14 protein-coding genes are annotated in these 25406 nt (G+C 48.0%); all 14 read left to right on the top strand.

The window, feature by feature from the left end; genetic code table 11:
- Nucleotides 1-3: 3 nt before the first annotated feature.
- Nucleotides 4-1698, top strand: coding sequence for a RagB/SusD family nutrient uptake outer membrane protein (locus ACYVD4_RS01215; RefSeq protein ID WP_460941788.1), 1695 nt, complete (start codon nt 4-6; stop codon nt 1696-1698).
- 105 nt (nt 1699-1803) lie between these two features.
- Nucleotides 1804-3525, top strand: coding sequence for an FAD-dependent oxidoreductase (locus ACYVD4_RS01210; protein WP_460941787.1), 1722 nt, complete (start codon nt 1804-1806; stop codon nt 3523-3525).
- 115 nt (nt 3526-3640) lie between these two features.
- Nucleotides 3641-5458 carry a beta-N-acetylhexosaminidase gene (locus ACYVD4_RS01205; protein ID WP_460941786.1) on the top strand — a complete coding sequence of 606 codons (1818 nt, stop codon included), beginning with the start codon at nt 3641-3643 and terminating at the stop codon, nt 5456-5458.
- 43 nt (nt 5459-5501) lie between these two features.
- Nucleotides 5502-8177: a PQQ-dependent sugar dehydrogenase gene (locus ACYVD4_RS01200; protein ID WP_460941785.1), complete on the top strand. Its 2676-nt coding sequence runs from the start codon at nt 5502-5504 to the stop codon at nt 8175-8177.
- Nucleotides 8178-8546: 369 nt separating this feature from the next.
- Nucleotides 8547-9143: an RNA polymerase sigma factor gene (locus tag ACYVD4_RS01195; protein ID WP_460941784.1), complete on the top strand. Its 597-nt coding sequence runs from the start codon at nt 8547-8549 to the stop codon at nt 9141-9143.
- 69 nt (nt 9144-9212) lie between these two features.
- On the top strand, nt 9213-10295 hold the full coding sequence (locus ACYVD4_RS01190) for a FecR family protein (protein ID WP_460941783.1): 1083 nt from the start codon (nt 9213-9215) through the stop codon (nt 10293-10295).
- A 216-nt stretch (nt 10296-10511) separates the two neighbouring features.
- A complete protein-coding gene (locus ACYVD4_RS01185; protein ID WP_460941782.1) occupies nt 10512-13997 on the top strand; it encodes a TonB-dependent receptor in 3486 nt (1161 codons plus the stop codon).
- A 10-nt stretch (nt 13998-14007) separates the two neighbouring features.
- Nucleotides 14008-15846, top strand: coding sequence for a RagB/SusD family nutrient uptake outer membrane protein (locus ACYVD4_RS01180; protein ID WP_460941781.1), 1839 nt, complete (start codon nt 14008-14010; stop codon nt 15844-15846).
- Between the two features lie 39 nt (nt 15847-15885).
- Complete coding sequence (locus ACYVD4_RS01175) at nt 15886-18879, top strand: SusC/RagA family TonB-linked outer membrane protein (protein WP_460941780.1); 2994 nt, start codon at nt 15886-15888, stop codon at nt 18877-18879.
- A gap of 14 nt (nt 18880-18893) precedes the next feature.
- Nucleotides 18894-20651, top strand: coding sequence for a RagB/SusD family nutrient uptake outer membrane protein (locus ACYVD4_RS01170; protein ID WP_460941779.1), 1758 nt, complete (start codon nt 18894-18896; stop codon nt 20649-20651).
- A 45-nt stretch (nt 20652-20696) separates the two neighbouring features.
- On the top strand, nt 20697-21713 hold the full coding sequence (locus ACYVD4_RS01165; protein WP_460941778.1) for a DUF5627 domain-containing protein: 1017 nt from the start codon (nt 20697-20699) through the stop codon (nt 21711-21713).
- A 34-nt stretch (nt 21714-21747) separates the two neighbouring features.
- A complete protein-coding gene (locus ACYVD4_RS01160; RefSeq protein ID WP_460941777.1) occupies nt 21748-22860 on the top strand; it encodes a glycoside hydrolase family 99-like domain-containing protein in 1113 nt (370 codons plus the stop codon).
- Between the two features lie 361 nt (nt 22861-23221).
- A complete protein-coding gene (locus tag ACYVD4_RS01155; RefSeq protein WP_460941776.1) occupies nt 23222-24190 on the top strand; it encodes a metallophosphoesterase in 969 nt (322 codons plus the stop codon).
- 36 nt (nt 24191-24226) lie between these two features.
- The gene (locus tag ACYVD4_RS01150; protein ID WP_460941775.1) at nt 24227-25318 is read left to right on the top strand and encodes a glycoside hydrolase family 99-like domain-containing protein; all 1092 of its coding nucleotides are present in this window, start codon (nt 24227-24229) and stop codon (nt 25316-25318) included.
- Nucleotides 25319-25406: the final 88 nt, after the last annotated feature.

Genomic DNA, 25406 nt, shown 5'->3' with positions numbered 1-25406 from the left:
GACATGAAAAAAAGATTTCTCTATATAGCGAGCTTATGCCTGTCGATGACATTGTTTTCAGGCTGTAAGGAATATCTGGAACAGGCTCCGCTCGATGCCCCGGCAACCGGCCAATTCTTTAATAATCAGACCGAAATGAACGCGGCTTTGACGTCGATCTACAAATCGGCCTATTGGAATACGGGTAACACACCGTATCAGTCGATGATGGACGGTTGGACTGATATTGCGTTGCTACGTGCTGTCGATCTGGGCGAGGGCAACTTCGACGTATTCAACGCGCACCCTAAAAACATCTGGACGTTTGCCTATACAACGATTCAGCAGGCTAACACCATGTTGCAGGGCATGGAAGTTGGGAAGAATAACGTACCGGCTGCTACGTATAACCGGCTTCAGGCCGAAGCGCGTGTGCTACGTGCCTACGCGTATTTCTATCTGGCATTTATGTTTGGCGATGCACCACTGATCACGAAACCGTTATTACCAACCGAATTTTATTCGCAGACACGTGCTCCCAAGGCCGATATTATCAAGTTTATCTACAGTGAGCTTGATGCTGCGGCTGCTGTTCTGGCCTGGACTCCGACCGATTTTGGCCGGATGAACAAAGCCGTTGCGTTGGGATTTAAAGCGCGTACGGCCCTCTTTAACAAAGAGTATCAGTTGGCTGCCGAGACAACCAAGCAGATCATTGATGGAGCCGGTTTGGGACTAAATCCTAGCTTTGCAAACCTCTTTACCCGAACTGGGCAGACAGCCAATGCAGACAAAGAAATCATGTATCTGATTTTGCACTCCGAGGCAGATGCCAATTCCATTACGTACTTGCCGTTAGGGAGTATTTCGCGGGCCGCTGGTGGTCAGTCAGGACGTTTCCCGCAACAACGGCTGGTCGATATGTTCGAAGCGAAGGACGGGAAACGTATTGATGAATCGACGGTGTACAATCCGGCCACGCCAGCTAAGAACCGCGATATGCGACTGAAATATACGGTGGCTATTCCGGGCGATACGATTTCCATGAATCTCCGAACATTGGTGTACGACATTTACAAAAACACTACGTCGTTCCGAAACGCGAATGGTGTTTGGGCGAACGCTACCAATGCTGATTTTGATAATGCGTTTGGCCCCGCTAAAAGTGGCGTTGGTTTGCTACATGCGAAATATACCTTTACGGCCGAAGATGCGTTTACGGCACGTGTTGGCTTTATTATGATGCGCTACGCTGAAATTCTGCTGATGTATGCAGAGTCAAAAATTGAGCAGAATCAGATCGATGCTTCTGTCATCAACGCACTGAATCTGGTACGTAGCCGGGCTGGACAACCGGTTGTGGAAACGGCTATTCAGAACGATCAGGCTAAATTACGGCAGTTGGTACGTCGGGAGCGAGTGGCTGAGCTGGCTATGGAAGGTTTTCGCTGGTTCGATATTCGCCGTTGGGAAATTGCCGATATTGTGATGCCTCAGATGGTAATGGGCATTGCAAAAGATCCGGCTAAAGCGCCACCTGTGCCTAATTTCAAGACCAACGCTACGTATGATCTGAACAGCATTCCGGTGTATACGGGTAGCGAAAGTTTACGGATGGTACGTGAAAATAGGTTCTGGTATCCAAAGCTTGCGTTGATGCCCGTACCGCAGGTAGAGCGGGACATTAACCCATTATTGACCCAAAATCCGGGTTGGTAAGTTATGGCGCAAACAGGCTCCGGCTGTTTGAATTAAAGGCTGTGATGTATCAAACAGCCGGAGCCTGTTTGCGCCAGATAAACCAGTAAACCAAATTCAGTACGAATGAATCGACGGAGTTTTATTGAACAATTTTCGGTTGGGAGTGGGGCTGCGTTAGCGGCTCCATTTCTGCCATTTGCTACGTCTGCTCAAGTCAGTCAAGAGCGGTCGTTTTTACGTAACGGGCAAGCTGAACGTAAAGCCGATCTGGTTATTGCGGGTGGTGGACTGGGTGGCTGTGCGGCTGCTTTGGCGGCTCTTCGGAATAAATTGACTGTCATTTTAACGGAAGAAACCGATTGGATTGGTGGTCAGTTAACCCAACAGGGCGTTCCGCCCGACGAACATGACTGGATCGAAACCCACGGCGCTACCAAACTCTATCGCGATTTTCGTAAAGCGGTTCGTGCCTATTACATCCAGAATTATCCGCTAACCGATTCGGCTAAATCACGGCAGTTTCTGAATCCGGGCGATGGGGTTGTTTCCAAATTATGCCATGAACCAAGAGTTGCGCTGGCCGTTTTGCAACAGATGTTGGCACCGTATCTGAGTACGGGGCAGCTAACGTTATTAATTGAGCATAAAATAGCGGCTGCTGATGTCACGGGCGATAAAGTTCGGGCACTGAAAGCCGTTAGTCAACGTAGCGGAATCGAAACAATTCTTTCGGCTCCTTATTTTGTGGATGCTACCGAGCTTGGCGATCTGTTACCGCTAACCAACACCGAATACGTAACGGGAGCGGAATCGAAGAAGGAAACTCGTGAGTTACACGCGCCTGAAAAAGCCGATCCGAACAATTGTCAGGCGTTTACGATGTGCTTTGCGATGGACTACGTAGCTGGAGCCAATCACGTGATCGACAAGCCAAAAGAATACGAGTTCTGGCGAAATTATACGCCCAACGTAACGCCAGCCTGGTCGGGGAAGTTGCTTGATCTGGCGTATTCGAACCCTAAAACGCTCGAACCCAAGAAACTGGGTTTTCATCCCGAAGGTGTGAAAACGGGCGATAGCCTGAATCTGTGGAATTATCGCCGAATTATCAGCAAAGCCAATTTTAAGCTGGGTACGTATCTGGGCGATATTTCAAACGTAAACTGGCCGCAAAACGATTACACGCTGGGCAATCTGATCGGAGCCAGCGAGAAGGATTTTAAGAAGCATGTAGATCGGGCTAAACAACTGAGCCTGTCGCTTTTATATTGGTTGCAAACCGAAGCTCCGCGACCCGATGGCGGACAGGGGTGGTCGGGTTTGCGGCTACGTAACGATATAATGGGGACAGAAGATGGTCTGGCCAAGTATCCTTACATTCGGGAGTCTCGTCGGATCAAAGCCGTTTTTACCGTTCTCGAAGAACACGTTGGTGCTGCCAATCGAGCGTTGATTACGGGCAAGAAAGATAATATCGCTGCGGATTTTCATGACAGTGTTGGTGTAGGGTACTACCATATCGATTTACATCCCAGCACCGGTGGTAACAACTACATTGATTTTGGCTCGCTGCCGTTTCAGATTCCACTAGGTGCTCTGCTGCCAAAACGGGTTGATAATCTGCTTCCTGCCAACAAAAATATCGGTACTACGCACATCACGAACGGTTGTTATCGGCTTCACCCGGTGGAGTGGAGCATTGGCGAAGCTGTGGGTATGCTGGTCGCGTATTCGCTTGATAAAAAGGTAATTCCCCGTGTCGTTCGGGAGAAAGAACAACTGCTCAACGCCTTCCAGACGATGATTCGTTCGCAGGGAATCGAGACAAGTTGGCCTAAACCGTAAGCTTGATTCGTTGTCTAATTTTCGACAGGATTGACAGGATGAACAGGATTTCTTTTATCAATCAATTACAGACGCTATTCATCCTGTCAATCCTGTCGAAAAAACGTAACTGAATATGTATAGACTACTTGCCTTGTTTTTGTTAGCGTTCACGGCGGCTGCACAGTCGACAATACCAGCGCTTATTCCCGCTCCGCAAACGCTGGAACCCGGTTCTGGATCGTTCGTTATTACCCCGCAAACACGATTGTCTATTCTGACGCCTTCGCCCGATGTTCGGAAGATGGTAATTGATAATTTGCCCGGCATTCAAGTCTCCGACGCGCCCAAAGTAGCCAAAGCCATTACGGTTCGGGTGGCGGATGTTGATGGTGTTGGCCCCGAAGGATATGACTTGCTCGTTACGTCGACGGGTGTTACGTTGACGGCTCCACAACCTGCTGGCGTTTTCTACGGGCTACAAACGATGCGGCAACTGTTGCCCGTCACGAAATCATTTCGCGATCAGTCGATTCCGGCTTTGCATATCCGTGATCAGCCCCGCTTTGGCTGGCGTGGTCTGATGCTGGATGTGAGCCGTCATTTCTTCGACAAAGCATTTGTGAAACGCTTCATCGACCAGATGGCGCAATACAAATTTAACGTATTCCACTGGCACCTTACCGACGATCAGGGGTGGCGCGTGCAGATCAACAGCCTACCGAAACTGACCGAAGTAGGTGCGTGGCGCGTGCCCCGTACCGGACGTTGGTGGGATATCGAAAATCCGCAGCCGGGTGAGGTTCCTTCTTATGGTGGCTTTTACACGCAGGACGATATTCGGGAAGTGGTTCGCTATGCGCAGGAACGTCAGATTACCATTGTGCCGGAAATTGATATGCCGGGGCATATTATGTCGGCCATTGCCGCTTATCCGAATCTGACCTGTGGTAAGAAACAGGTGGTGGTGCCGCCCAACGGTAAGTTTTATAAGCTGGAAGATAATACATTAAATCCTTGCAACGACAGTACGTATCTGTTTATCGATAAGGTGTTTACCGAAATTGCGCAGCTTTTTCCGGGTCAATATATTCATGTCGGTGGAGATGAAGCCTACAAAGGGTTCTGGGATAAATGCGAAGAATGTAAAGCCACAATGGCTGCCAACAACCTGAAAAATGTGGAGGAACTGCAAAGTTATTTCATCAAGCGGGTTGAGAAAATCGTGCAATCGAAAGGTAAAAAGCTGATCGGCTGGGACGAAATTCTGGAAGGCGGACTAGCTCCCGATGCGACTGTCATGAGCTGGCGGGGCATGAAAGGTGGTATTCAGGCGGCTAAGCAAAACCATCCGGTTATTATGACGCCCTTCCAGTTCTGCTATCTGGATTTGTATCAGGGTGAATCATCGGCAGAACCTGCTTCGTACGGTATTTGCCGACTCAGTACGTCGTATTCGTTCGAACCGGTTCCGGATAGTGTCGATGCGAAGCTGATTCTGGGTGGGCAGGGCAATTTGTGGGCGGAGAACGTACCAAATACGCGACACGCCGAATACATGGTTTGGCCACGGGCATTTGCGCTGTCGGAGGTGTTATGGTCGCCGAAAAGTGGGCGAAACTGGACCAATTTTGTAGATCGAATGGAAGTTCATTTTAAGCGATTCGATGCGCAGGACGTGAATTACTCCCGTTCAGTTTACAACCCCTACGCTACGTTCAAAAAGCATCCGATGGGCATGATCGAAGTAATGCTGAATCATGAGTTACCCGATACGTATCTGTATTATTCGACGGATAACACCATTCCCGATGATCATTTTCCGCTCTATACTCAACCGTTTATGATGCCCAAGGGGGCTGATCGCGTAAAGGTTGTCGCATACCGAAATGGAAAACCAGTTGGGCGAATGATTGACGTTACGGTGTCCGAAATGGAAAAACGAGTTCAGTGATTATAGCATCGTCCGGATGTGAACGTTCAGAATACCCTTAATCATGAAGCTGATCAATATTTTATTAATCCTGTCGACCGCGATGTTTTCGTTTAATTCCCAGCGATCAACGTTGTGGAACCATAGCGTAGCAGTATCGCCCGATAGCAGTCGGTTTACGGCGATGGCGTTGGTTCAGGGGTTAGATGAGCCAATGGAAATGGGTATTCTTCCGAACGATAACGTATTGATCGTTGAGCGGAAAGGGGGTATTCGGTTATATGATGCCGAACTAAAGCAACTCAAAACGATTGCTCACCTCAATGTATTCAGCGGTATTGAAGATGGCTTGTTAGGGGTAGCTGTTGATCCTGATTATGCGAAAAACAATTGGATTTATCTGTATTACGGCGTTGGTGGCGAGAAATGGGTAAGCCATCTGGCGCGGTATGAATTGAAAGGCGATCAATTGAATTTGGCGTCGAAAAAGGTATTGCTCGAAATTTCGACGCAGCGTAAATATTGCTGCCACTCGGCGGGTTATCTGACATTTTCAAATGGTTTGCTTTACCTGTCAACTGGCGACAATACAAACGCCGAAGAAATTGAAGGCCATAACCCAACCGACGAGCGCCCTGGTCGGGAACTCTCCGACGATCAGGCTTCGACCGCAAACAGCAACGATTTGCGCGGCAAAATTCTTCGGATCAAACCCGAACCCGATGGCTCCTATTCAATTCCTGACGGAAATCTCTTTCCAAAAGATGGTTCAAAAGGTCGCCCGGAGATTTATGTAATGGGTTGCCGAAATCCGTTCCGTGTATCGGTCGATCCGAAAAATGGCTATGTCTATTGGGGCGATGTCGGGCCAGATACAAACGTACCGGCTGAGGAAGGTACGCTTAGTTATGACGAAATCAATCAGGCTCGCAAACCGGGATTTTTCGGGTATCCGTATTTTTTGGGTAACAACGAAGCGTTCCCGAAATACGATTTCGCCACAAAGCAGGAAGGCCCAAAGCAGGACCCGCTACGTCCGGTCAACAACTCTCCGCATAATACCGGAATCCGGGAGTTGCCACCGGCGCAGCCCGCTATGATCTGGTACGGTAAACAGGCATCGAAACGATTTCCGTTGGTGGGTAAAGGTGGTGCTAGTGCCATGGCCGGGCCCGTTTATTACCGCGATCAGTTTCCTGACGCTACGTATCGATTACCCGCTTATTACGATGGTAAACTGCTGATTTACGACTGGATACGTCGCTGGATGATGGCCGTTACGTTCGACAAGGATGGCCACTACGTTAGTATGGAACCATTTCTAAGTCATTTAAAACTCGTTGCGCCGATGGATATGCAGTTCAATCGCGATGGTTCGCTGTATATTCTGGCGTATGGAACCAACTGGTTTGCCAATAATACCGATGCTGGATTGATTCGGGTGGAGTATTCGGAAGGGAATCGGAAACCCATTGCTGACATTCAGATTGATAAACGATACGGTGCCGCGCCTATGGCGGTGAAGTTGTCGGCGGCAGGTTCGAGAGATTATGATACAGGTGATCAGCTAACGTATTCGTGGCAGATTGGGACGAAGAAATTAGCGGGTAGCGACGTAGCAACTACGTTGAGCAAACCCGGAATTTACCCCGTTACGTTAATCGTGTCGGATCAGCACGGTGGGCAGGGCGTATCGACAACCAAGCTCTACGTCGGTAACACACCGCCAGTGCTACGTATCAACACCAGCGCAAACCGAAGTTTTTATTGGGATAATACGAAGCTCGATTATCGAATCAGCATCAAAGACCCAGAGGATAAAACGATTGCTCCGGCCAACGTAACAACCTCGTTTACGTACCTGCCGTATGGCAAAGACATTGCCAGCGTTTTATCGGGCGGCCACACCGTAACGGCCCATATTCAGGGTGAGAAACTCATAGCCGCTTCTGACTGTAAATCATGCCACGCCATAGATAAAGCCTCTATCGGACCAAGCTTGAAAGCCATTGCAGACCGATACAACGGAAAATCGGAAGCCATTGAGTCGCTTGCTCAGAAGGTCATAAAAGGAGGGAGTGGCGTCTGGGGAAAGTATGCCATGTCGGCGCACCCTGATTTGTCGGTGAAGGATGCCAAAGAAATGGTCGGTTATATTCTGTCACTCAATCAGCAGAAACCAAAACTGGCCATGCAGGGAATATTGCCGTTACGTGAGCACGTCGGCAAAGGAGCGGAAGGAGCTTACGTGTTGCTGGCGAGTTATACCGACAAAGGTGCAAATGGCATTGAGCCGCTGACCTCCCGCGAATACGTAGCACTACGTAATCCACTTATTCAGATGGAAGATAACGACCGTGGAAATGTGGGTGTGGTGATTGCCACGGCGAATACGGGTTTTATTTCCTATATCCGAAAAATTTTAAATAACAGTTTTGTCGTATTCGACAAGCTTGATCTGGCCCAGGTGAGCCAGATTAAATTCCGGGTTCAATCGCAGGGAGCGGGCGGCCAGATTGAGGTTCGGTTGGATAGTTTGCAGGGGGCAGTTGTCGGTTCGGTAGACGTTCCGTCGGGAACGATTCAGGATTTGAAAACGGGCTGGACAGACGTATTGGCTCCCATCAAACCTACGCAGGGTTTACACAATTTATACTTCGTATTTACGAATCCAACCGCCAATCGGAAAGAGCTATTCCACATCGACTGGATGTATTTCGAACAGACCAGCTCAAAATAATTAACAGTCTATTTGTACTCCTTATAATAGGCTTTGGAGCTAGTCTCCATGCCAAATTATCGCGTCGTTTCTCGCGAACTTCTACCCGCTACGTTTCACTGTAAACAACTAAACGGCGTCAAAATATTATCTTTCCTTTGTTTATCCATTAAAATTCTGAGGAAATAGCTCCGGCTAAAAGGTGATTTTTTGCCAACTCATCATGTGAGAAAAGGATAATCTAATCTGCAAAATGTGTAAAAATTGGCACTTAGCGGGGCCGCTGGAATAAGTAAGATTGATGAGCCTATCTCTTTTGTAGAGAAATTGGTAGAAAATTTTCAGTTGCCTTTAGAAACCCCTATTGGCTTGCTCTAAAAAAAACGTCCTGTGCAATCATTATCTGATAACGAACTATGGACATCTTTTCGGAAAGGAGACAGGATGGCTTTTACCTGGATCTATAACCGATTTATAAAAGATCTGCTACGATATGGGCACCGGGTTTCCGGTAATCAGCAACTCATTAAAGACAGTATTCACGATCTGTTTCTGCATCTATGGCTCCATCGCGAAACCCTTTCCGACACGGATAACATTCGTTTCTACCTGTTCCGATCGCTACGTAACCGGATTGTTCACAACAGCAAGGGAGCCTCACCAATTGCCTGGCCGGATGTTGAACAAATACTGGACAAGGTTTTTAGCGATTTACCATTAGAGCACACCATTATTGAGCAGGAAGGTTCTGAAGGGCAGATCAAAGCACTTCGAAAAGCCATCGACCGGCTTTCTAAACGCCAGCAGGAAGTAATTCAACTGCGTTATTTCCACGATTTCTCCCTTGAAGAAATAGCCTCGGTTATGCAGATAAATAACCAGTCGGTACGTAATCTTATTCACCGATCTATTTCCCAGTTAAAAGAATTCGTTGAATTCGCTGGCTGGCTTCTGCTGCTTATATTTAACCATATCAATAAAATTTAAAAATATTTTTAGGCCCTTTTGAGTACAAACGTATAAATGCTCCATTTATACGTTTGGTTGCCATGCTATATGCTTGAGAAATACGCGACATACGATCTCGACGACTTCGTTCAGGACGGAGAGTTTATTCGGTGGGTTAAATATCCTGACCCTGAGAATGATCTCTTCTGGTCTTCACTCCTGGAAACATATCCGTTTCAGCAGGACACGATCCGTCAGGCTAGACAAATCGTACTGAAACTAGGTGCAGCTACGTGTCCTGATGTTAACGAACAGGATGCGAAAGACATCTGGCAAAAACTCCAGTTGTCCATTAACCCGCCGGTTACCGTTATTCCACTTTGGCAGCGGGCATGGGTCAGGATGGCAGCAGCCGTAGTTTTACTAATTGGGGGATTGACTCTTTGGCAGATACAGCATGAGGAAACAAATCTGGTATCAATTAGCCGTGATGCCTATGGTGTACTATCGGGTGATTTAACTCAGGTTTCGAATAATACGACCGATTCCATGATCATAAAACTTCCGGATAATAGTCGTATAACGCTGTCGCGAGGGGCTAAGCTTCGGTACAAAACCCATTTCACCGATTCTGTTCGTGAGGTTTATTTAACTGGTGAAGCCTTTTTTGATGTTGCCCGTAATCCTAAAAAGCCGTTCATTGTTTATACGAATGAGTTAATAACCAAGGTGTTAGGTACGAGTTTCTGGATAAGAACCAACGTAGCAGATAAGCACATGACTGTGGCGGTAAAGACCGGAAAAGTGTTTGTCTATAAAAAAACAAAGGGTGGTTTAGCCGATCAGCCGCCGGGAGTGGTTTTGTTACCTAATCAGCAGGCCGACTATAAACCTGATTCAGACAAACTGAGTCGTACACTCGTTGAAGAACCCTTACTTATTTTGCCAGAAAGCCAACGTCAAAGTGCTACGTTCGATAATGTTCCGGTTGCTGAATTACTCGATAATCTCGAAAAGTCGTATGGCGTAGACATTCAGTTTGATAGGAACGTATTGACAAACTGCCGACTAACTACGTCGTTTAAGGATGAATCGTTGTTTCAACGGCTGGAGGTGCTCTGCGAAGCGATCGACGCTACGTATAAAATTGAAGACACACGTATCATAATCGATGCCCGACGATGCATGTAAACCACAGGTATAACCTAACAAACTGCGAGCGCTTATGCTATAAACTATTCCGCTAAATACTGAGCCCGACTAGTACCCAATGTAAGGCTCATTTCCTCTCAATTTAATGACGTATACTCATATCCGTTAGTTGGATACAGGGTTGCTATTGCCCAAAAATTAAGAATGATCAAATCAATGGGAAACGTTTACAGTTCTCTAAACTTCCGAATCCTGATGAGAGTGCTACTGCTATCATTCGTGACAGTAGTCGTTTTCACAACGTTTACGCAGGCTCGCGACCCAGCCGTACAGGAGTTGCTGAACAGGAAGATTACCCTTAAAACAGAAAATCGGAGCCTGTCCGAAGTTCTTTCACTGATTGGGAAGAAAGTGGATATTACATTCACGTATCGTACCAAATTATTGCCCGAACAACCAGTTGTTTCGGTAAATTATCGAAACGATAAATTATCGGATATCCTGAACCAACTGCTTACGCCAATCAGCGTAAAATACAGGATTATTGGTAAGCAGATTGTGCTGACGCCCCAAGAACCGGAGCCAAGCTCGTCCGCAACGGACGTAGTAGAGCCAAACCACAACGCTAAAGCCGAAATTCCTGTCACGGGATCGATTGTGGACGATAAAGGGGAAAAACTCCCCGGTGTAACAGTGCTGATTAAAGGCACTCCGCGAGGTACGACAACCGACACGGAGGGGAGGTTTTCTATTAGTGTTCCGAACCGGGAAACGGTCCTTGCTTTTTCCTACGTGGGTTTTTTATCGCAGGAAATCACGGTCGGAAACCGAACTAAAATCGACGTAGTGTTGAAAGGCGACGATAAGACGCTTGATGAAGTGGTCGTTGTGGGTTTTGGTACGCAAAAAAAGGAAAGCGTAGTCGGCTCGATTGTACAGACGACAAATGAAGAGCTAAAACGAGTTGGTAACGTAACGGATCTCAAGCAGGCGTTGACCGGAAACCTGCCGGGCCTGACCACTATTACCGCTAGTGGTGAACCGGGCGGAACCGCCAACGGAGAAAGCGCCACCGCGATTTTTATTCGTGGACGTAACACCTGGAACGGCGGGCAGCCGCTCATTATGGTCGATGGTGTTGAACGTAACATGGAAAACATCGACGTAAACGAAGTGGCTACGGTGTCGGTACTAAAAGATGCCTCAGCAACAGCCGTTTTTGGGGTGAAAGGTGCCAACGGTGTTATCCTGATCACGACCAAACGGGGCTCTGAATCCAAACCACAACTTGCTGTTTCGTACAATGCAACGGCCTTGTCGGTTTCCCGCTTGCCCGATAAGCTGGACTCGTATGAAGCTATCATGCTACGTAACGAAATGATTGAGCGCGAAGGCACTATCAATCCGGTTTCGTGGGGCGACTACGTACCGTATGAAGTGGCGTTACGTTACCGGCGTCCCCAAAGCGATATTAACTCAATCCTCTATCCGAATGTCGACTGGAAAGAAGCCATGTTCAAGAATGTATCGTGGTCGCAGAAGGCAAATCTGAACGTAACGGGAGGAACCAAATTTGTTAAATATTTTGGGTCGCTGGCGTATCTGAACGAGAGCGACATGTTCAAAAAGTACGAGAACAATAAAAATTACGATCCCAGCTACAGTTTCAATCGATTTAACTTTCGGAGCAATCTGGATTTTCGCGTCACCGGAACCACAAACTTGAAAGTCAATCTGGCCGGGTTTTTCAGCCAGAAAAATACCAACTATTCTTATGCCAGCGGTACGTCGGGAACCAACCCACTTGCCTGGGCAGCAGCGTATCGGTTTCCGCCGGATGCTATTTTGCCCCAATATCCAGACGGAAGCTGGGGCCAGAACTATGCGCTACCTCCGGAGCAGCTTCAAAACCCGGTTGCCTTGATTTATAACACGGGTGTCTGGGAGCGTCGTGAAGTGGCCTTGAATACGGATTTTACTCTTGAGCAGAAACTGGACTTTCTTACAAAAGGGCTCAGTGTAACGGGTTTGTTATTCTATGACAATAGTTTGCAAACCGTTGGTGGTATTACCGATCAGAACCACGTGCGACCTGAAGGTAATCTGCTCGGAAAAATTGTTTATCCAGATCGGTACACCGGCGAAGGGCAAGACCCCAGCCAGTACACCGAAACCACACCCGTTACCGCAGCCAATGCGTTCGACTGGGTGGCGAATCCGTGGACAATTAACCCGGAAGAAGTTTCCTCGACGTTTGTGGGCTATCTACCCATCCGTCGCCGACTGATGTATCAATTGCAGTCGAATTACACCCGCTCGTTCGATAAGCACAACGTAGGAGCGATGGGCTTATTCAAACGCGAGCAGTTTGCGCAGGGCAGTATGTTTCCCAGTTACCGCGAAGACTGGGTATTTCGGACAACTTACGATTACGATTCCCGGTATTTATTTGAGTTTAATGGCGCTTACAACGGGTCTGAAAAATTCGGCCCCGGCTATCGCTTTGATTTTTTCCCGTCCTACGCCTTTGGCTGGAATGTTACCAACGAAAAATTCTTTAAAGTACCCGCCATCAACCATTTGAAATTTCGCTACAGTGCCGGAACCGTTGGGGACGATGCCGGTGGGTCGAGGTGGGCGTTCCAATCACAGTATGCGTATGGGAACTCCAGCCTGCTGAATGCGAATCCGAACGAAAAAAGCCCTTATCTCTGGTATAAAGAATCGATTGTCGGCAACCCCGATATTCACTGGGAAAAAGCCCGAAAACACAACTATGGCGCAGAAATAGGGCTTTTTAATGACCTGATTCAACTGAATTTTGACTATTTCACGGAGAACAGAACCGATATTATCATTACGGGAGCCTCTCGGGCTATCGCTCCTTATTTTGGCGCAACACCGCCTTCGGCAAACCTTGGGCAGGTGAAATCGAAAGGCTATGAACTGGAGCTAAAGCTTAATAAACGCTTTCCTTCCGGCATAAACCTTTGGGGTAATTTCGCTTATACACACACACAGAATACCGTATTAAATCGGGACGATCCGGCTTTACAGGCAGCGTACCAAAAGCAGGCTGGCTATCAGATCGGCCAAACCAGAAGCCTGATAAATACCGGTTTTTATAACAACTGGGATGAAGTATACGCCAGCGTTCCGCAACAAACCAACGATCTGTCTAAGTTACCCGGTTATTACAATACGCTGGATTACAATGCCGATGGCGTAATTACCGGCAACGATGATACGGTGCCCTTTGGCCACTCCGACGTACCGCAGAACAATTACAATGCGTCGTTTGGGGCTAGTTACAAAGGCTTCTCGATCATGCTGCAATTTTTTGCGGTCAACAACGTATCACGGAACATCCCGCTCGACAACTTTTACCTGTATCAGAACGTACTGTTTTCCCACGTACGCGATCACTGGTCAAAAGATAATCAGAATGCTACGTCGTTTCTCCCCCGGTGGAAGTCGCAGGGACAATTCATCGGTAACTACTTCATTTATGACGGATCGTTTGTGCGGTTACGTACAGCCGAAGTAGCCTACACATTGCCCAAGACCGTCACCAATCGGCTGGGCGTTTCTTCGCTACGTTTCTTTGTCAATGGCAACAATCTGCTTTTCTGGTCGAAACTTCCCGACGACCGGGAATCGGCCGCTTCGGGTGGTGCCGCCAACGCAGGTGCTTATCCTACGCCACGACGCATAAACTTCGGTATCGACTTAACTTTTTAATACATAGGTCATGATTAGAAATAGACTGCACGGACTCAGAAAGTGGCTGGTGAGCAGCGTTGTGTTCGTTGCGTTTTTTGCCAGCAGTTGCGAAAGTTACCTTGACCGGGCTCCTGAAGCATCCATATCCGATAAAGATGTGTATGGCAGTTTTATCAGCTTTCAGGGGTTTGTCGAGGAAATCTATAATAGCGTAGTTGACATTCATAAAGTGCTGGGTGGTAATTTTTTCTATAACTTCAGTGCTTCTGATGAAGTATTATCTACTGTGCCGTTGCCTTGGGACGATGGCAACTATTGGAACCAGACAAGCTTCCTGTATGGCGCTACACCCAACTTTAACTACTATTCCAATCTTACCGGCATGCGGGTCTGGCCGTTTGCCTGGTACGCTATCCGCAAAGCAAATCTTGGCCTGAGTAAGCTGGATTTGCTAGAGGCCACGCCCGAAGAGAAAAACGCCATCAAAGGCCAATGTCTGTTTTTTCGGGCCTTTTTTCACTTTGAATTGATGCGCTATTACGGCGGATTGCCCTACGTCGATGCCGTACAAAGCTCGTCGGAAGCGCTTACGTTACCCCGGCTTACCTACAAAGAAACGGCGTTGAAAGCCGCCAAAGATTTTAAAGAAGCCGCCGATTTGTTGCCGTTGAAGTGGGACGGAACGGCCATGGGGGCTGCTACGTTAGGCAACAACGCGCAGCGGATTACGAAAATCCATGCCCTGTCGATGCTGGGGAAAAACCTGCTCTATGCCGCCAGCCCGATGATGAACGAATCCTCGACTGGGCAAAACGTTTACGATGCGGAATTAAGCAAACAGGCCGCCGATGTGCTGGGCGAAGTGATCAAAATATGCCGGGAAACCGGGGCATACCGACTACAAACCTGGGGTACGTGGACCGATAATTTCTGGGTTTGGTCGCCGAGTAACCGCGATCGGCCGGGTGGTACGGAGGTGATCATGAACCAGACCGTTTACATACCAAGTTATGTCCGGTTTACCACCAATCGAACAGCAAATCCAGTGCAGTATGGAGCGGGCAATAACCGGGTTGAAGTGCCCACACACAACTTCATTAAAAACTACGGAATGGCCAATGGCCTGCCTATTGATGACCCCGAATCGGGCTATAACCCAAATGATCCCTGGACTGGCCGCGACCCAAGATTTTATGTCGACATTATTTATGACGGCGTCCGAATGGTGGATAATGCTACCGCAGCAGCAGCCAAGCAGAACGAATTTGCCCAGTTAGCCAACAACGGCATGCACCGCAACGGTACGCCAGCCAGCAGCAACGTAGCAGGGAGCGTAACGGGCTACTTTTACAAAAAATGGACCCCAAAAGGCTGTAATCCCTGGGATAACCGCTGGGGAAGTTTCCAATCCTACCATCCGCAGATGCGCCTTGCCGATGTGTACCTGATGTATGCCGAAGCCGTACTGCATGGTTATGGATCTCCGCTGTCTCAATCGCCGGGGGCTGCCTTAACGGCTGTCGATGCGGTTAACACCATCCGCAACCGCGCTACGTTGCCCAATCTGGCCAACAAATACACGGGCTCGAAAGACGCGTTCATGAAAGAAATTATCCGGGAACGGGCGGTTGAATTCGCGTTTGAAGGGCATCGCTTTTTTGACCTGCGCCGGTGGAATATTGCCGGAAATCCCGAATATCTTCAGAAAACGGCGATTGATTTCGACCGGGCTGCCAACGGCAAACCTACCAATTTGAGAGAACGGGTAGTGGTTACCCGCGTTTTTGAAAAAAGACATAACTGGCTTCCGTTCCAATTGAAAGACACAAGACTGTATGAAGGCTTTCCACAAAATCCGGGGTGGTAACCATCAATACGTAGTGTCATCCTTTAACCAGTGAATTCCATGAAAAGAATATACGTATACCTGAGCTGCCTGTTGCTGTGTTGCCATGTTGTGGCTTTGGCTCAGAAAAAAGCGGCTCCGCCAATGTTGATCAAGTCGATTGTGGTGGATGAAAATGGTACGCCAATCAATAACGCAACTGTCTATGGTAACGAAGGCGTTTCTGTTAGCAAGACCGATGCAAGCGGCCAGTTCGCTATTACTATCCCGACGCTGGGCGATCTGCTTATTGAAGCACCCGGATTCGAATCCGTCGTATTTAAACCCGGTGACTATAGTAATCAGGAAAGCCTGACGTTAACGAAATCGCCTTTCCAGTTTGGCGAGCGGGACATAGTGAACGTAGCGTTTAGCAAAATCAAAAAAGGAAATCTGGTCAACGCCGTAAGCATTCTAAATCCCGACGAGCTGAGGCAGTTCGATAACACACAGAGCATTTCGTCGGCACTCAACGGTCTGCTTCCCGGTATGCTCGGCAGTTCGAATATTCGTGGTATTGGTAGCCCGATGTTCGTGGTCGATGGTCTACCGCGTGACGTCAGCACGCTGAATTTGTCGGAAGTGGCGCAGATTTCGGTGCTGAAAGATATCAACTCCGCCATTTTGTATGGCAATGATGCGGTCAACGGCGTGGTGCTAGTCACAACCAAACGCGGACAAGCCTATAAAAAGCAGATCAATGCAACGGCTTTTTACGGCATCTCCCGGCCCAGTGCTTTACCGCAATATCTTCCGTCGGCCGATTATATGGAATTGTACAACGAAGCGCGGCTGAACGATGGCCTGGGCGTTCAGTATTCGCCTGCGCAAATCCAGAATTTCAGAACCGGTAACCCCTACCGATACCCTAGCGTAGATTACTATTCGAGCGAGTATCTGAAGAAAATGAGGCCATTTTCGCGGGCGATGGTCGATTTCTCGGGGGGCAACAACGTAGCAACGTATTACACCAACATCGGCTGGACCCAAACCGGAAGTCTCTATAATTTCGGGGAAGGAAAGTCCATGAATTCCAACGTATTCAACGTGCGGGGGAATATTGATCTGAAAGTTAATCCCTGGATTAAAAGCGCGTTGGATGCCGTTTTTGTGCTGAACGACAACAACATGCCGCAGGGAAGCTTTTTTTCCAATGCCGCTACGTTACGTCCGAATTTGTATGCTCCCTTGATTCCGATGTCGCTGATCGACCCGGAAAATACGCTTCTGAAAGGACGTAAAACGGAGGTCGATGGGCAATACCTGATTGGTGGAACCGCTACGTATCTGACAAACCCCATTGCGTCGGGCTACGCGGGCGGGCAAAATCGGCAGTTGCAACGGGTGTTTTCGTTCAATAACCGGATTGATTTCGATCTGGGCCGTTCCATTCCGGGGCTGGCTTTTCATACCAACCTGAGTTTCGATTTTCTGACCCTTTACGATCAGTTTATCAGCAATACGTATGCAGCTTATGAGCCAACATGGTCGGCTACCGAAGACCGGATCGTTAGCTTGCGGAAGTATGGTGAAGATGTACGTAGCGGAACCCAGAATGTCGGCAATGCGTCGTATCGGCGTCGGATTGGGTTTTACGGCTTGCTGGATTATAATAAGAACATAGACGATGTACACCAGATCACCGGCTCGATGCTGGCCTATCTGACCAGCGACAAAGTTCAGGGTGATATACAGGGAAATAAAAATGCTAACCTCGGTCTGCGATTGGCTTACGGTTTCAAAAATAAATATCTGATTGATTTCAGTAGTGCCTTTGTGAACTCCGTTAAGCTTCCAGCCAACAACCGTACTGCTTTCTCTCCATCGCTGGGGCTGGCATGGGTTATGAGTTCAGAAGGATTTATGTCGTCGGTGCCGTTTATCAACTACCTGAAAATTCGTGCATCGGCTGGTTTGCTGAATTCAGACAACGGCATCAGTGGATTTTATAACTACGACGAACGGTATACCGGTTCCGGCAGTTACTCGTGGTACGAAGGTACCCGGTCGCGAGCGGGCGTAATTGCTCAGAATAGTGGTAATCCGAATCTGGCCTTTGAAAAACGGAATGAACTGAATATCGGCTTTCAGAGCCTGATGTTTGGTAATCGGTTGTCGCTGGATGTCAATGTGTTCACCAGCTTGTATTACGACCAGATTACCCGTCCGCAAACGATCTATCCAAACTATTTCTCAACCTTCATTCCCTACCGAAACTTTGAAGATAATGCCTATCGTGGAGCCGAGTTAGGGCTTTCTTACCGCGAAAACTTGGGCGACTTCAGACTGGTTGTGGGAGCCAACATGCTCTACGCCGATTCGAAGGTTAAAAAACGGGATGAGCTGTACGCAACCAGCAACCGAAATCGTACCGGACAACCCGTCGACGCCCGGTTTGGTTTAGCTTCGGATGGCTTCTTCAATAGCCGAAGCGATATTGAAAGCCATGAAACCCAGGCTTTCGGAACCGTAAAACCGGGTGATATAAAGTACAAGGATCAAAACGGCGATGGTATTATCGACGCCAATGATGAGGTACGTATTGGGCGTTGGCAGGCTCCGTTTTCGTATGGTCTCAACCTACGCTTATCGTATAAAAACCTGACCTTATTTGCACGTGGCAACGGACGAATGGGTGCTGATGGCGAAATCTCGAACAACTACTTTTGGGTTGATGGCGATGATAAGTATTCGACATTCGTGCTGAACCGCTGGACGGAAGCCACTCAGGCTACTGCTACGTTCCCCCGGCTAAGTTCCATTGCCAACACCAACAATTACCGCAGTTCTGATTTCTGGCTATACCGCGATAATTTCTTCACTGTAGATCGGGTACAGCTTACGTATGCGGTTCCGGTTAAAGTGTCAAATAAGTTGAATATGAGAGGTTTTTCGGTTTTCGCTGATGCGTCCAATCTGGTCATGATTTCGAAGTTCCGGCAGTACAAAGAGCTGAACATTGGCACAGAACCGCAGTATCGCTCCTATTCACTAGGTCTGAATATCTCGTTTTAATTCGTGAAAAAGATATGAAGAAGTTTTTTCTATACATCCTGTTCGCGCTGGGTACCGTTACGTTCTGGTCCTGCGATCTGCTGGAACCGGTGAACGATAATCACGCAACGGCTGACCGGCTTTATAAAGATCCGGGTTTTGCCGAAGGCGTACTGATGAACGCGTACACCAAAATCCCTACCAACAACCTCAGCTTTAACGACGTAGCAACCGACGACGCCGTGAGCAACAATAAGCTGAATGATTACCTGCGAATGGCCACTGGCCAATGGTCGGCGATCTACAACCCTGTAGATCAATGGGCCAATTGTATTTCGGGTATTCAAACAACGAACCAGTTCATTACGCTTATTGACACGGTCAACTGGAAAGGCTCCGTTCCTGAACTGAACTGGTTGTATACCCAGCGATTTAAAGGAGAAGCCTACGCGCTACGTGCCTTGTTGCAATATCATTTGTTAGTGGGTGTTGCGGGGCCGGGCCCTGGAGGGCAGATGCTGGGAATTCCGATCATTAACAAATTTCTGGACGCGAACGCCGACTTCAATATTCCAAGGGCTACGTTTGCCGAATCCGTTGATCGGATTTATGCCGACATCAACGAGTCGCTGAAATATCTGACCATGAACGATTACCTGAATGTAAGCAGTGCGGCCCAGTTGCCGCCCGGCTATGAAAAGGTATCGACAAGTAACTATAACATTGTATTCGGGTCTGAGCTTAACCAGCGGATTTCTGGCCGGATACTCAGAGCGTTACGGGCAAAAGTAGCTTTACTTGCCGCCAGTCCAGCCTTCAATTCCGATCCTACTAAATGGGAGTTGGCTGCGAATCATGCCGGGAACGTATTGAAAGACATCGGTGGCCTGACCGGGCTTGATCCAGAAGGAAATAAATTTTACCTGAAAACCCTTGTCGACAAACTGAACGTATCGGCCGCCAGTCCAATCGAGCAGAAGGAGATTTTATGGAGACGGTCGGTCGTTACGACGAACACGCGCGAAATGGCGAACTATCCTCCGTCGCTTTTTGGCAGAGGGAATGTAAATCCTACGCAGAATCTTGTCGATGCGTTTCCGGCAGCAAACGGATATCCAATTGACCGCTCGGAAAGCAGATACGATAAAGCAAAACCTTACGACAGTCGTGACCCGCGCCTGCGCCAGTACATCGCCTACAATGGCAATACGGTTTCCGGGAAAACGATTCTCACAGGCGTGGGTGGCGGTATTGATGCCAAAGATTCGCTGGAAACGTCCACACGTACTGGTTATTATATGAAAAAACTGCTGGTTGAGGAAGTCAATATGAACCCCGTTTCGACCACAACCCAAAAGCATTACGAAGTGCATATGCGCTATACAGAACTGTTCCTGCTCTACGCCGAAGCCGCCAATGAAGCCTGGGGACCAACCGGTTCGGGCACCTGGGGATACTCGGCAAAGGACGTAATTGGTGCGATACGTAGCCGGGCGGGAATTCCTAAAGCCGATCCGTATCTGATGAGCGTATCAACGAAAGAAGACATGCGGCAACTCATTCGCAATGAACGTCGGTTAGAGCTTTGTTTCGAGGGATTCCGGTTCTGGGATTTGCGTCGATGGAAAGCCGATTTAACCGAACCAGCAAAAGGCGTCAATATCAACAGGGGAACGTTTACGGTCGTTGACGTCGAGCCTCGGGTGTATAAAAATAACTTCATGCACTACGGCCCCGTACCCCAAACGGAGATTGTTAAATATCAGGCACTCCAGCAAAATCAGGGCTGGTAATTCACTGTCATCTGAAATTCGGAAAACCATTATAAGCACTCCGACATGAAAAAGATTTTGCTTCTACTTGTTTTATTGGCTGGGTTATATGCCTGTAAAAATCAGGAAATTGTATTCCCCGATTACAACTATACGTCGGGTTACTTTCCCTATCAGTATCCCGTCCGGACGCTGATTCTGGGAGATTATATCTACGATAATTCCAACGACAACAGTCACAAATTCCTGATCTCGGCAGCGATGGGTGGGGTGTATGCGAATACGAAGGATCGGGTCTTCAAAATTCAGGTCGATAATAGTCTCTGTAATCAGGCAAAATTTGCCTCGACCAATCAGCCCATCTATCCGCTGCCAGAAAAATATTACACGTTGAGTTCGACCGATCAGTTGGTTATTCCGGCGGGTCAGTTCAACGGAAATATTGCGGTACAGCTAAAAGATGAATTTTTCGATGATACGTTGGCCATCAAGCTGGCATACGTATTACCAGTACGTATCAAGGAAGTTGTTGGGCTGGATTCGCTGCTTAAAGGTAAATCGTCGCTGCCGCAGCCTGACCCACGGATTGTCAGCAACTGGGACGTAGTGCCTAAGGATTTTACCATGTTCGCTATCAAGTTTATCAATCCGTTTCATGGCAGTTATTTCCGTCGGGGTAAAAGCACGGTAAAAAATGCTGCGGGTCAGGCAATCGAGTCGACTACGTATCGGACGCAATTCGTCGAGAAAAACGAAGTCTGGAACCTGACGACAAGAAGCAAAAATCAGGTTACTATGGCTGGGAATCTTAACTCTACGGCCATTAAAGGCACGTTGAGTATGCTGCTGACCTTTACTGGCAATGACTGTGTTGTACGTAGCACTCCCGGTTCTGCGTTTCAGGTGACGGGCAGCGGGAAGTTTCTCGACGATGCCGACGAGTGGGGTAATAAAAAACGGGATGCCATTCACCTCACGTATCAATTCCAGCAAGGTGCGAATACCTACTCGGCAACCGATACGCTCGTCATCCGTGATCGGGGCGTCGGCTTGGAAGTTTTTCAGCCAGTAATCACGAAATAAAAGATTTACCAAAAATGATTTTTTATTTAACGTTATGAAAAATCAATCGCTACGATTGTTTTTGGGAGTCTTATTGGCTTGCCTAAGCGGGATTGTAGCTCAATTGTATGGCCAAACGGCAAAGAAACCGATCAGCGTTGGCGCTTATTATTACGATGGGTGGGGCGGTAAAAATCCCAAAGCCAACGACCCGAACGAACCCTGGGCGAAAAATGCACCTCGGCAGGTTACCAAACGAATGCTGAATGAATTTGCCGACCGGGAACCCGTATGGGGCTGGCGCAATGATTCGCAGGAAATTATGGAACGTCAGATTGATCTGGCGGCTGATAACGGCATCGAGTTTTTTCTCTTCTGTTGGTACTGGCGCGATGCAAATGGGCCATTCAATCCGGAAAAGATCGCAAGTCTGCCTCAGCATGAAAGTATGCAGCGGTATCTGAAGGCGAAAAATAAAAACCGGATCAAGTTTGCACTTCTTGTTGCGAATCATCAGGGGGCTGAAATTGTCGGTACTGAAAATTGGCAAAAAGCAACCGAGCACTGGATGCAGTATTTCAATGACCCGCAATACGTTAAAGTTGATTCTAAACCACTGGTGGTTGTTTTCAATGCTAAAGGAATCGAAAACGCTGACCTTGTTGGAATGCAGGAGGTAGCCCAGAAAAGCGCACTGTCTGGACTGACGATTGCCGGGTGCGGGAATACGGCGGGGAAGAACTTTAACGTAACAACCCACTACAACGTTATTCCGGGTTATTCGGCGGGTTCACAGGAACATCCCTACAGCGAATTGGCCGACGCACAACGTAACAAGTGGCAAGGATCGGCGCAACAACCTTATATCCCGACGGTGATTGTGGGTTGGGATAAACGTCCCTGGGAAGACGCCAGCGGTAACGGAAAAGGGGGTGCCAAACAGGGCTGGTATTATACCGGTCGTACGCCCGAACAGTTCAAAACGTTCCTGAACGATGCTGTTTCCTGGATGGATACACACCCGGAACAGACGCCTAAAGAACGAATGATATTGGTTTACGCCTGGAACGAACTAGGAGAAGGCGGCTATCTGGTTCCGACCAAAGCTGACCCAACTGGAAACTATCTGAAGGTTGTCCGCGAGGTTTCCGCCGAGCAGAAAAAATAAGGACGCTGTACTTCTACTGATTCAAAACTCCACCCTAAATCCCTCCCCCGTAGGGCTAATCTTGTAGGGGTTTCACGTGGTGGTGTGACCATCTTAATTAGGTGGCTTTTTTACCCCTAAATCCCCTGAAGGGGACTTTTTTCAAGCACGAGCAAAGTCCCCTTCAGGGGATTTAGGGGTAAAAAAAGCTGATTTGTCGACTGGTTTAACTAGGATTCTCAAAACCCCTACAAGATTAGCCCGTAGGGAGGGACTTTACCAACTAGCTTTTTGAAGTCCCTCCCTACGGGGGAGGGATTTAGGGTGGGGTTTTACGCAGAACTAAAGTGACCACAGTACTTACTTACAAATAGATTTTAACATGATATTCAGATTCTTTTTGGCCGTTTTGGTCGGTCTATTTACCCTTGCCAGCGCATACGCGCAAAAGTTTACCATTCCCGTTTTTCCTGATACGCAGAGCGAAGTTGGTAGTAACCACGCCATGTTTGACAGCCGGATCAAATGGGTGGTAGACCATAAGGATTCGCTCAATATTCCAATGGTTTTACACGTGGGCGATGTCGTTAATTTCGATAATTACGACCATTTCGAAGTTGCCAGCAAAGGTTTCGACGTATTCGACGCGCACCATATTCCGTATGCCATTACGTTGGGAAATCATGATACGGAAGCGGTTGGATTCAACAGTGGCAGTGCGGCTCCGGGCAATGTAAATCAGAACTTGCGAAAAACGCATAAGTTCAATTCATACTTTCCCGTCCGTCGGTTTACGCACCAGCGCGGTCGTTACGAATCGGATAAGAGCGACAATGCGTATTACACCTTTAAAGTGGGCCAAACCAACTGGCTCGTGATCAGTCTGGAATTTTGCCCGCGAATGGGGCCGATCAACTGGGCGGGCGATATTATCAAGGAGTATTTCAATTACAACGTAATCATTCTCACGCACTACCACTTAACCACGAAAGGAGAGATCGACACACGTAACGCCGGATATGGCGATTTTAGCCCGCAGGTTGTGTATGACCGGCTGGTTAAGAAATACGCCAATATCCGGTTTGTGCTGAGCGGACACGTAATGAGTTCGGCACTGAAAGTAGATACCGGTGAAAACGGCAACAAAATCTACCAGATTCTCCAGAACTACCAGAACGAAGATCTGGGCGGAGGATACATCCGGTTACTCTCCTTCGACATGGACAAAAAGACCGTTTCGGCCAGCATGTATTCGCCGTTTTATAAGAAGACCAAAGACGATACGTCCCGGTTTGTGCTGGAAGGCGTCGACCTGATTAAACAAGGCGAGGAACGTGCACTAAAACGATAAGTAAAATCATTGTTAACACATCTCTCCCGTACCTCTATGCACTCACTACGTTCACGATCTGTTCTGACCATTTGGCTCGCAGCAGCTCTCTTTTTTACCGGAAATCAACTGCTGGCCCAAAAAGGCAAAAACAAAATTGGCGCGTATTATTTTGACGGCTGGAGCGGCACTACGTTCCACATCACCGACGACCTAAAAACCAACTATACCGACCGGGAGCCGGTGTGGGGATGGGTAACGAGTAAGCAGGAGATCGTTGACGAGCAAATTGCATTGGCAGCCAGTTCCGGCCTTTCGTTTTTCAGTTTTTGCTGGTACCATCGTAATGGCCGCACGATCGACGAACTACCCGAAAACAGAGCATTAGGATTATACAAACAGTCGAAGAATGTTAAAAAGCTGGAATACTGCCTGTTGGTTGCCAACCATGGCGGTTTTGATGTAGGACCCGAAAACTGGGAAAAACTTACCGATATCTGGCTGGCCGAATTTAAGCATCCTCAGTACATGCGGGTAGCTAATAAACCCCTACTCATTTTCTTTGAGTTTACCTCTCTGATCAAAAATTTTGGCTCACCGGAAGCGGTCAGTGCAGCTTTTGAGAAGCTACGGAAGCGAGCCGTTGAAGCAGGATTACCCGGCGCATCAATCGCCATTTGTGCCGGTTCGCCCGATGGCATAGCAAAAGCCGAAAGTTCTGGCGCAGACATTATCACTGGTTATAATTATCACAGTGTAGGTTTTAAAGGACCTAATCAGGCAATTCCTATCGATACGTTGCATTCGGCCGAACAGCAATTGTGGAGTAAGCTGGGTAATGTAGCGAAGAAACCTTATATCCCCGTATCGACAATGGGCTGGGACCCGCGCCCCTGGTCGAATGAGAAAAATAAATACCAGGAGAGACCCTATTTCACCGGATTTTCGGCTCAGTCGGTTCAACAATCGGTAAGCGGTTTGCTCAACTGGATGAACGCGCATGATTCGTCATTGACGCAGGAACGTATTGGCCTGCTCTACGCCTGGAACGAAAATGGAGAAGGTGCCTGGCTGACACCCGGAAAACACGGCCTAAATCCACTTACCGGACTAAAAGCAGCTCTTTCTGGTAAAAAGAAAGTAAAGTGAATGTGTTGTTGACTAAGCGAAAGCAGGAGGGAACGTAGCGAAATAGTCAGCTATGTCCATTTAAAAGATTTAACGTAGCGTTTCACTC

The sequence above is a fragment of the Spirosoma daeguense genome (genome assembly GCF_054776875.1).
The sequence above is the reverse complement of the archived record's forward strand: the minus strand, read 5'-3'. Positions and strand labels throughout refer to the sequence as shown.

Bases quoted from the DNA above. Each gene is read 5' to 3' on its own strand.
- ACYVD4_RS01205 (WP_460941786.1), top strand. From the start codon at position 3,641: ATGTATAGACTACTTGCCTTGTTTTTGTTAGCGTTCACGGCGGCTGCA.
- ACYVD4_RS01210 (WP_460941787.1), top strand. From the start codon at position 1,804: ATGAATCGACGGAGTTTTATTGAACAATTTTCGGTTGGGAGTGGGGCT.
- ACYVD4_RS01175 (WP_460941780.1), top strand. From the start codon at position 15,886: ATGAAAAGAATATACGTATACCTGAGCTGCCTGTTGCTGTGTTGCCAT.
- ACYVD4_RS01180 (WP_460941781.1), top strand. From the start codon at position 14,008: ATGATTAGAAATAGACTGCACGGACTCAGAAAGTGGCTGGTGAGCAGC.
- ACYVD4_RS01170 (WP_460941779.1), top strand. From the start codon at position 18,894: ATGAAGAAGTTTTTTCTATACATCCTGTTCGCGCTGGGTACCGTTACG.
- ACYVD4_RS01165 (WP_460941778.1), top strand. From the start codon at position 20,697: ATGAAAAAGATTTTGCTTCTACTTGTTTTATTGGCTGGGTTATATGCC.
- ACYVD4_RS01215 (WP_460941788.1), top strand. From the start codon at position 4: ATGAAAAAAAGATTTCTCTATATAGCGAGCTTATGCCTGTCGATGACA.
- ACYVD4_RS01155 (WP_460941776.1), top strand. From the start codon at position 23,222: ATGATATTCAGATTCTTTTTGGCCGTTTTGGTCGGTCTATTTACCCTT.
- ACYVD4_RS01160 (WP_460941777.1), top strand. From the start codon at position 21,748: ATGAAAAATCAATCGCTACGATTGTTTTTGGGAGTCTTATTGGCTTGC.
- ACYVD4_RS01185 (WP_460941782.1), top strand. From the start codon at position 10,512: ATGAGAGTGCTACTGCTATCATTCGTGACAGTAGTCGTTTTCACAACG.
- ACYVD4_RS01150 (WP_460941775.1), top strand. From the start codon at position 24,227: ATGCACTCACTACGTTCACGATCTGTTCTGACCATTTGGCTCGCAGCA.
- ACYVD4_RS01190 (WP_460941783.1), top strand. From the start codon at position 9,213: ATGCTTGAGAAATACGCGACATACGATCTCGACGACTTCGTTCAGGAC.
- ACYVD4_RS01200 (WP_460941785.1), top strand. From the start codon at position 5,502: ATGAAGCTGATCAATATTTTATTAATCCTGTCGACCGCGATGTTTTCG.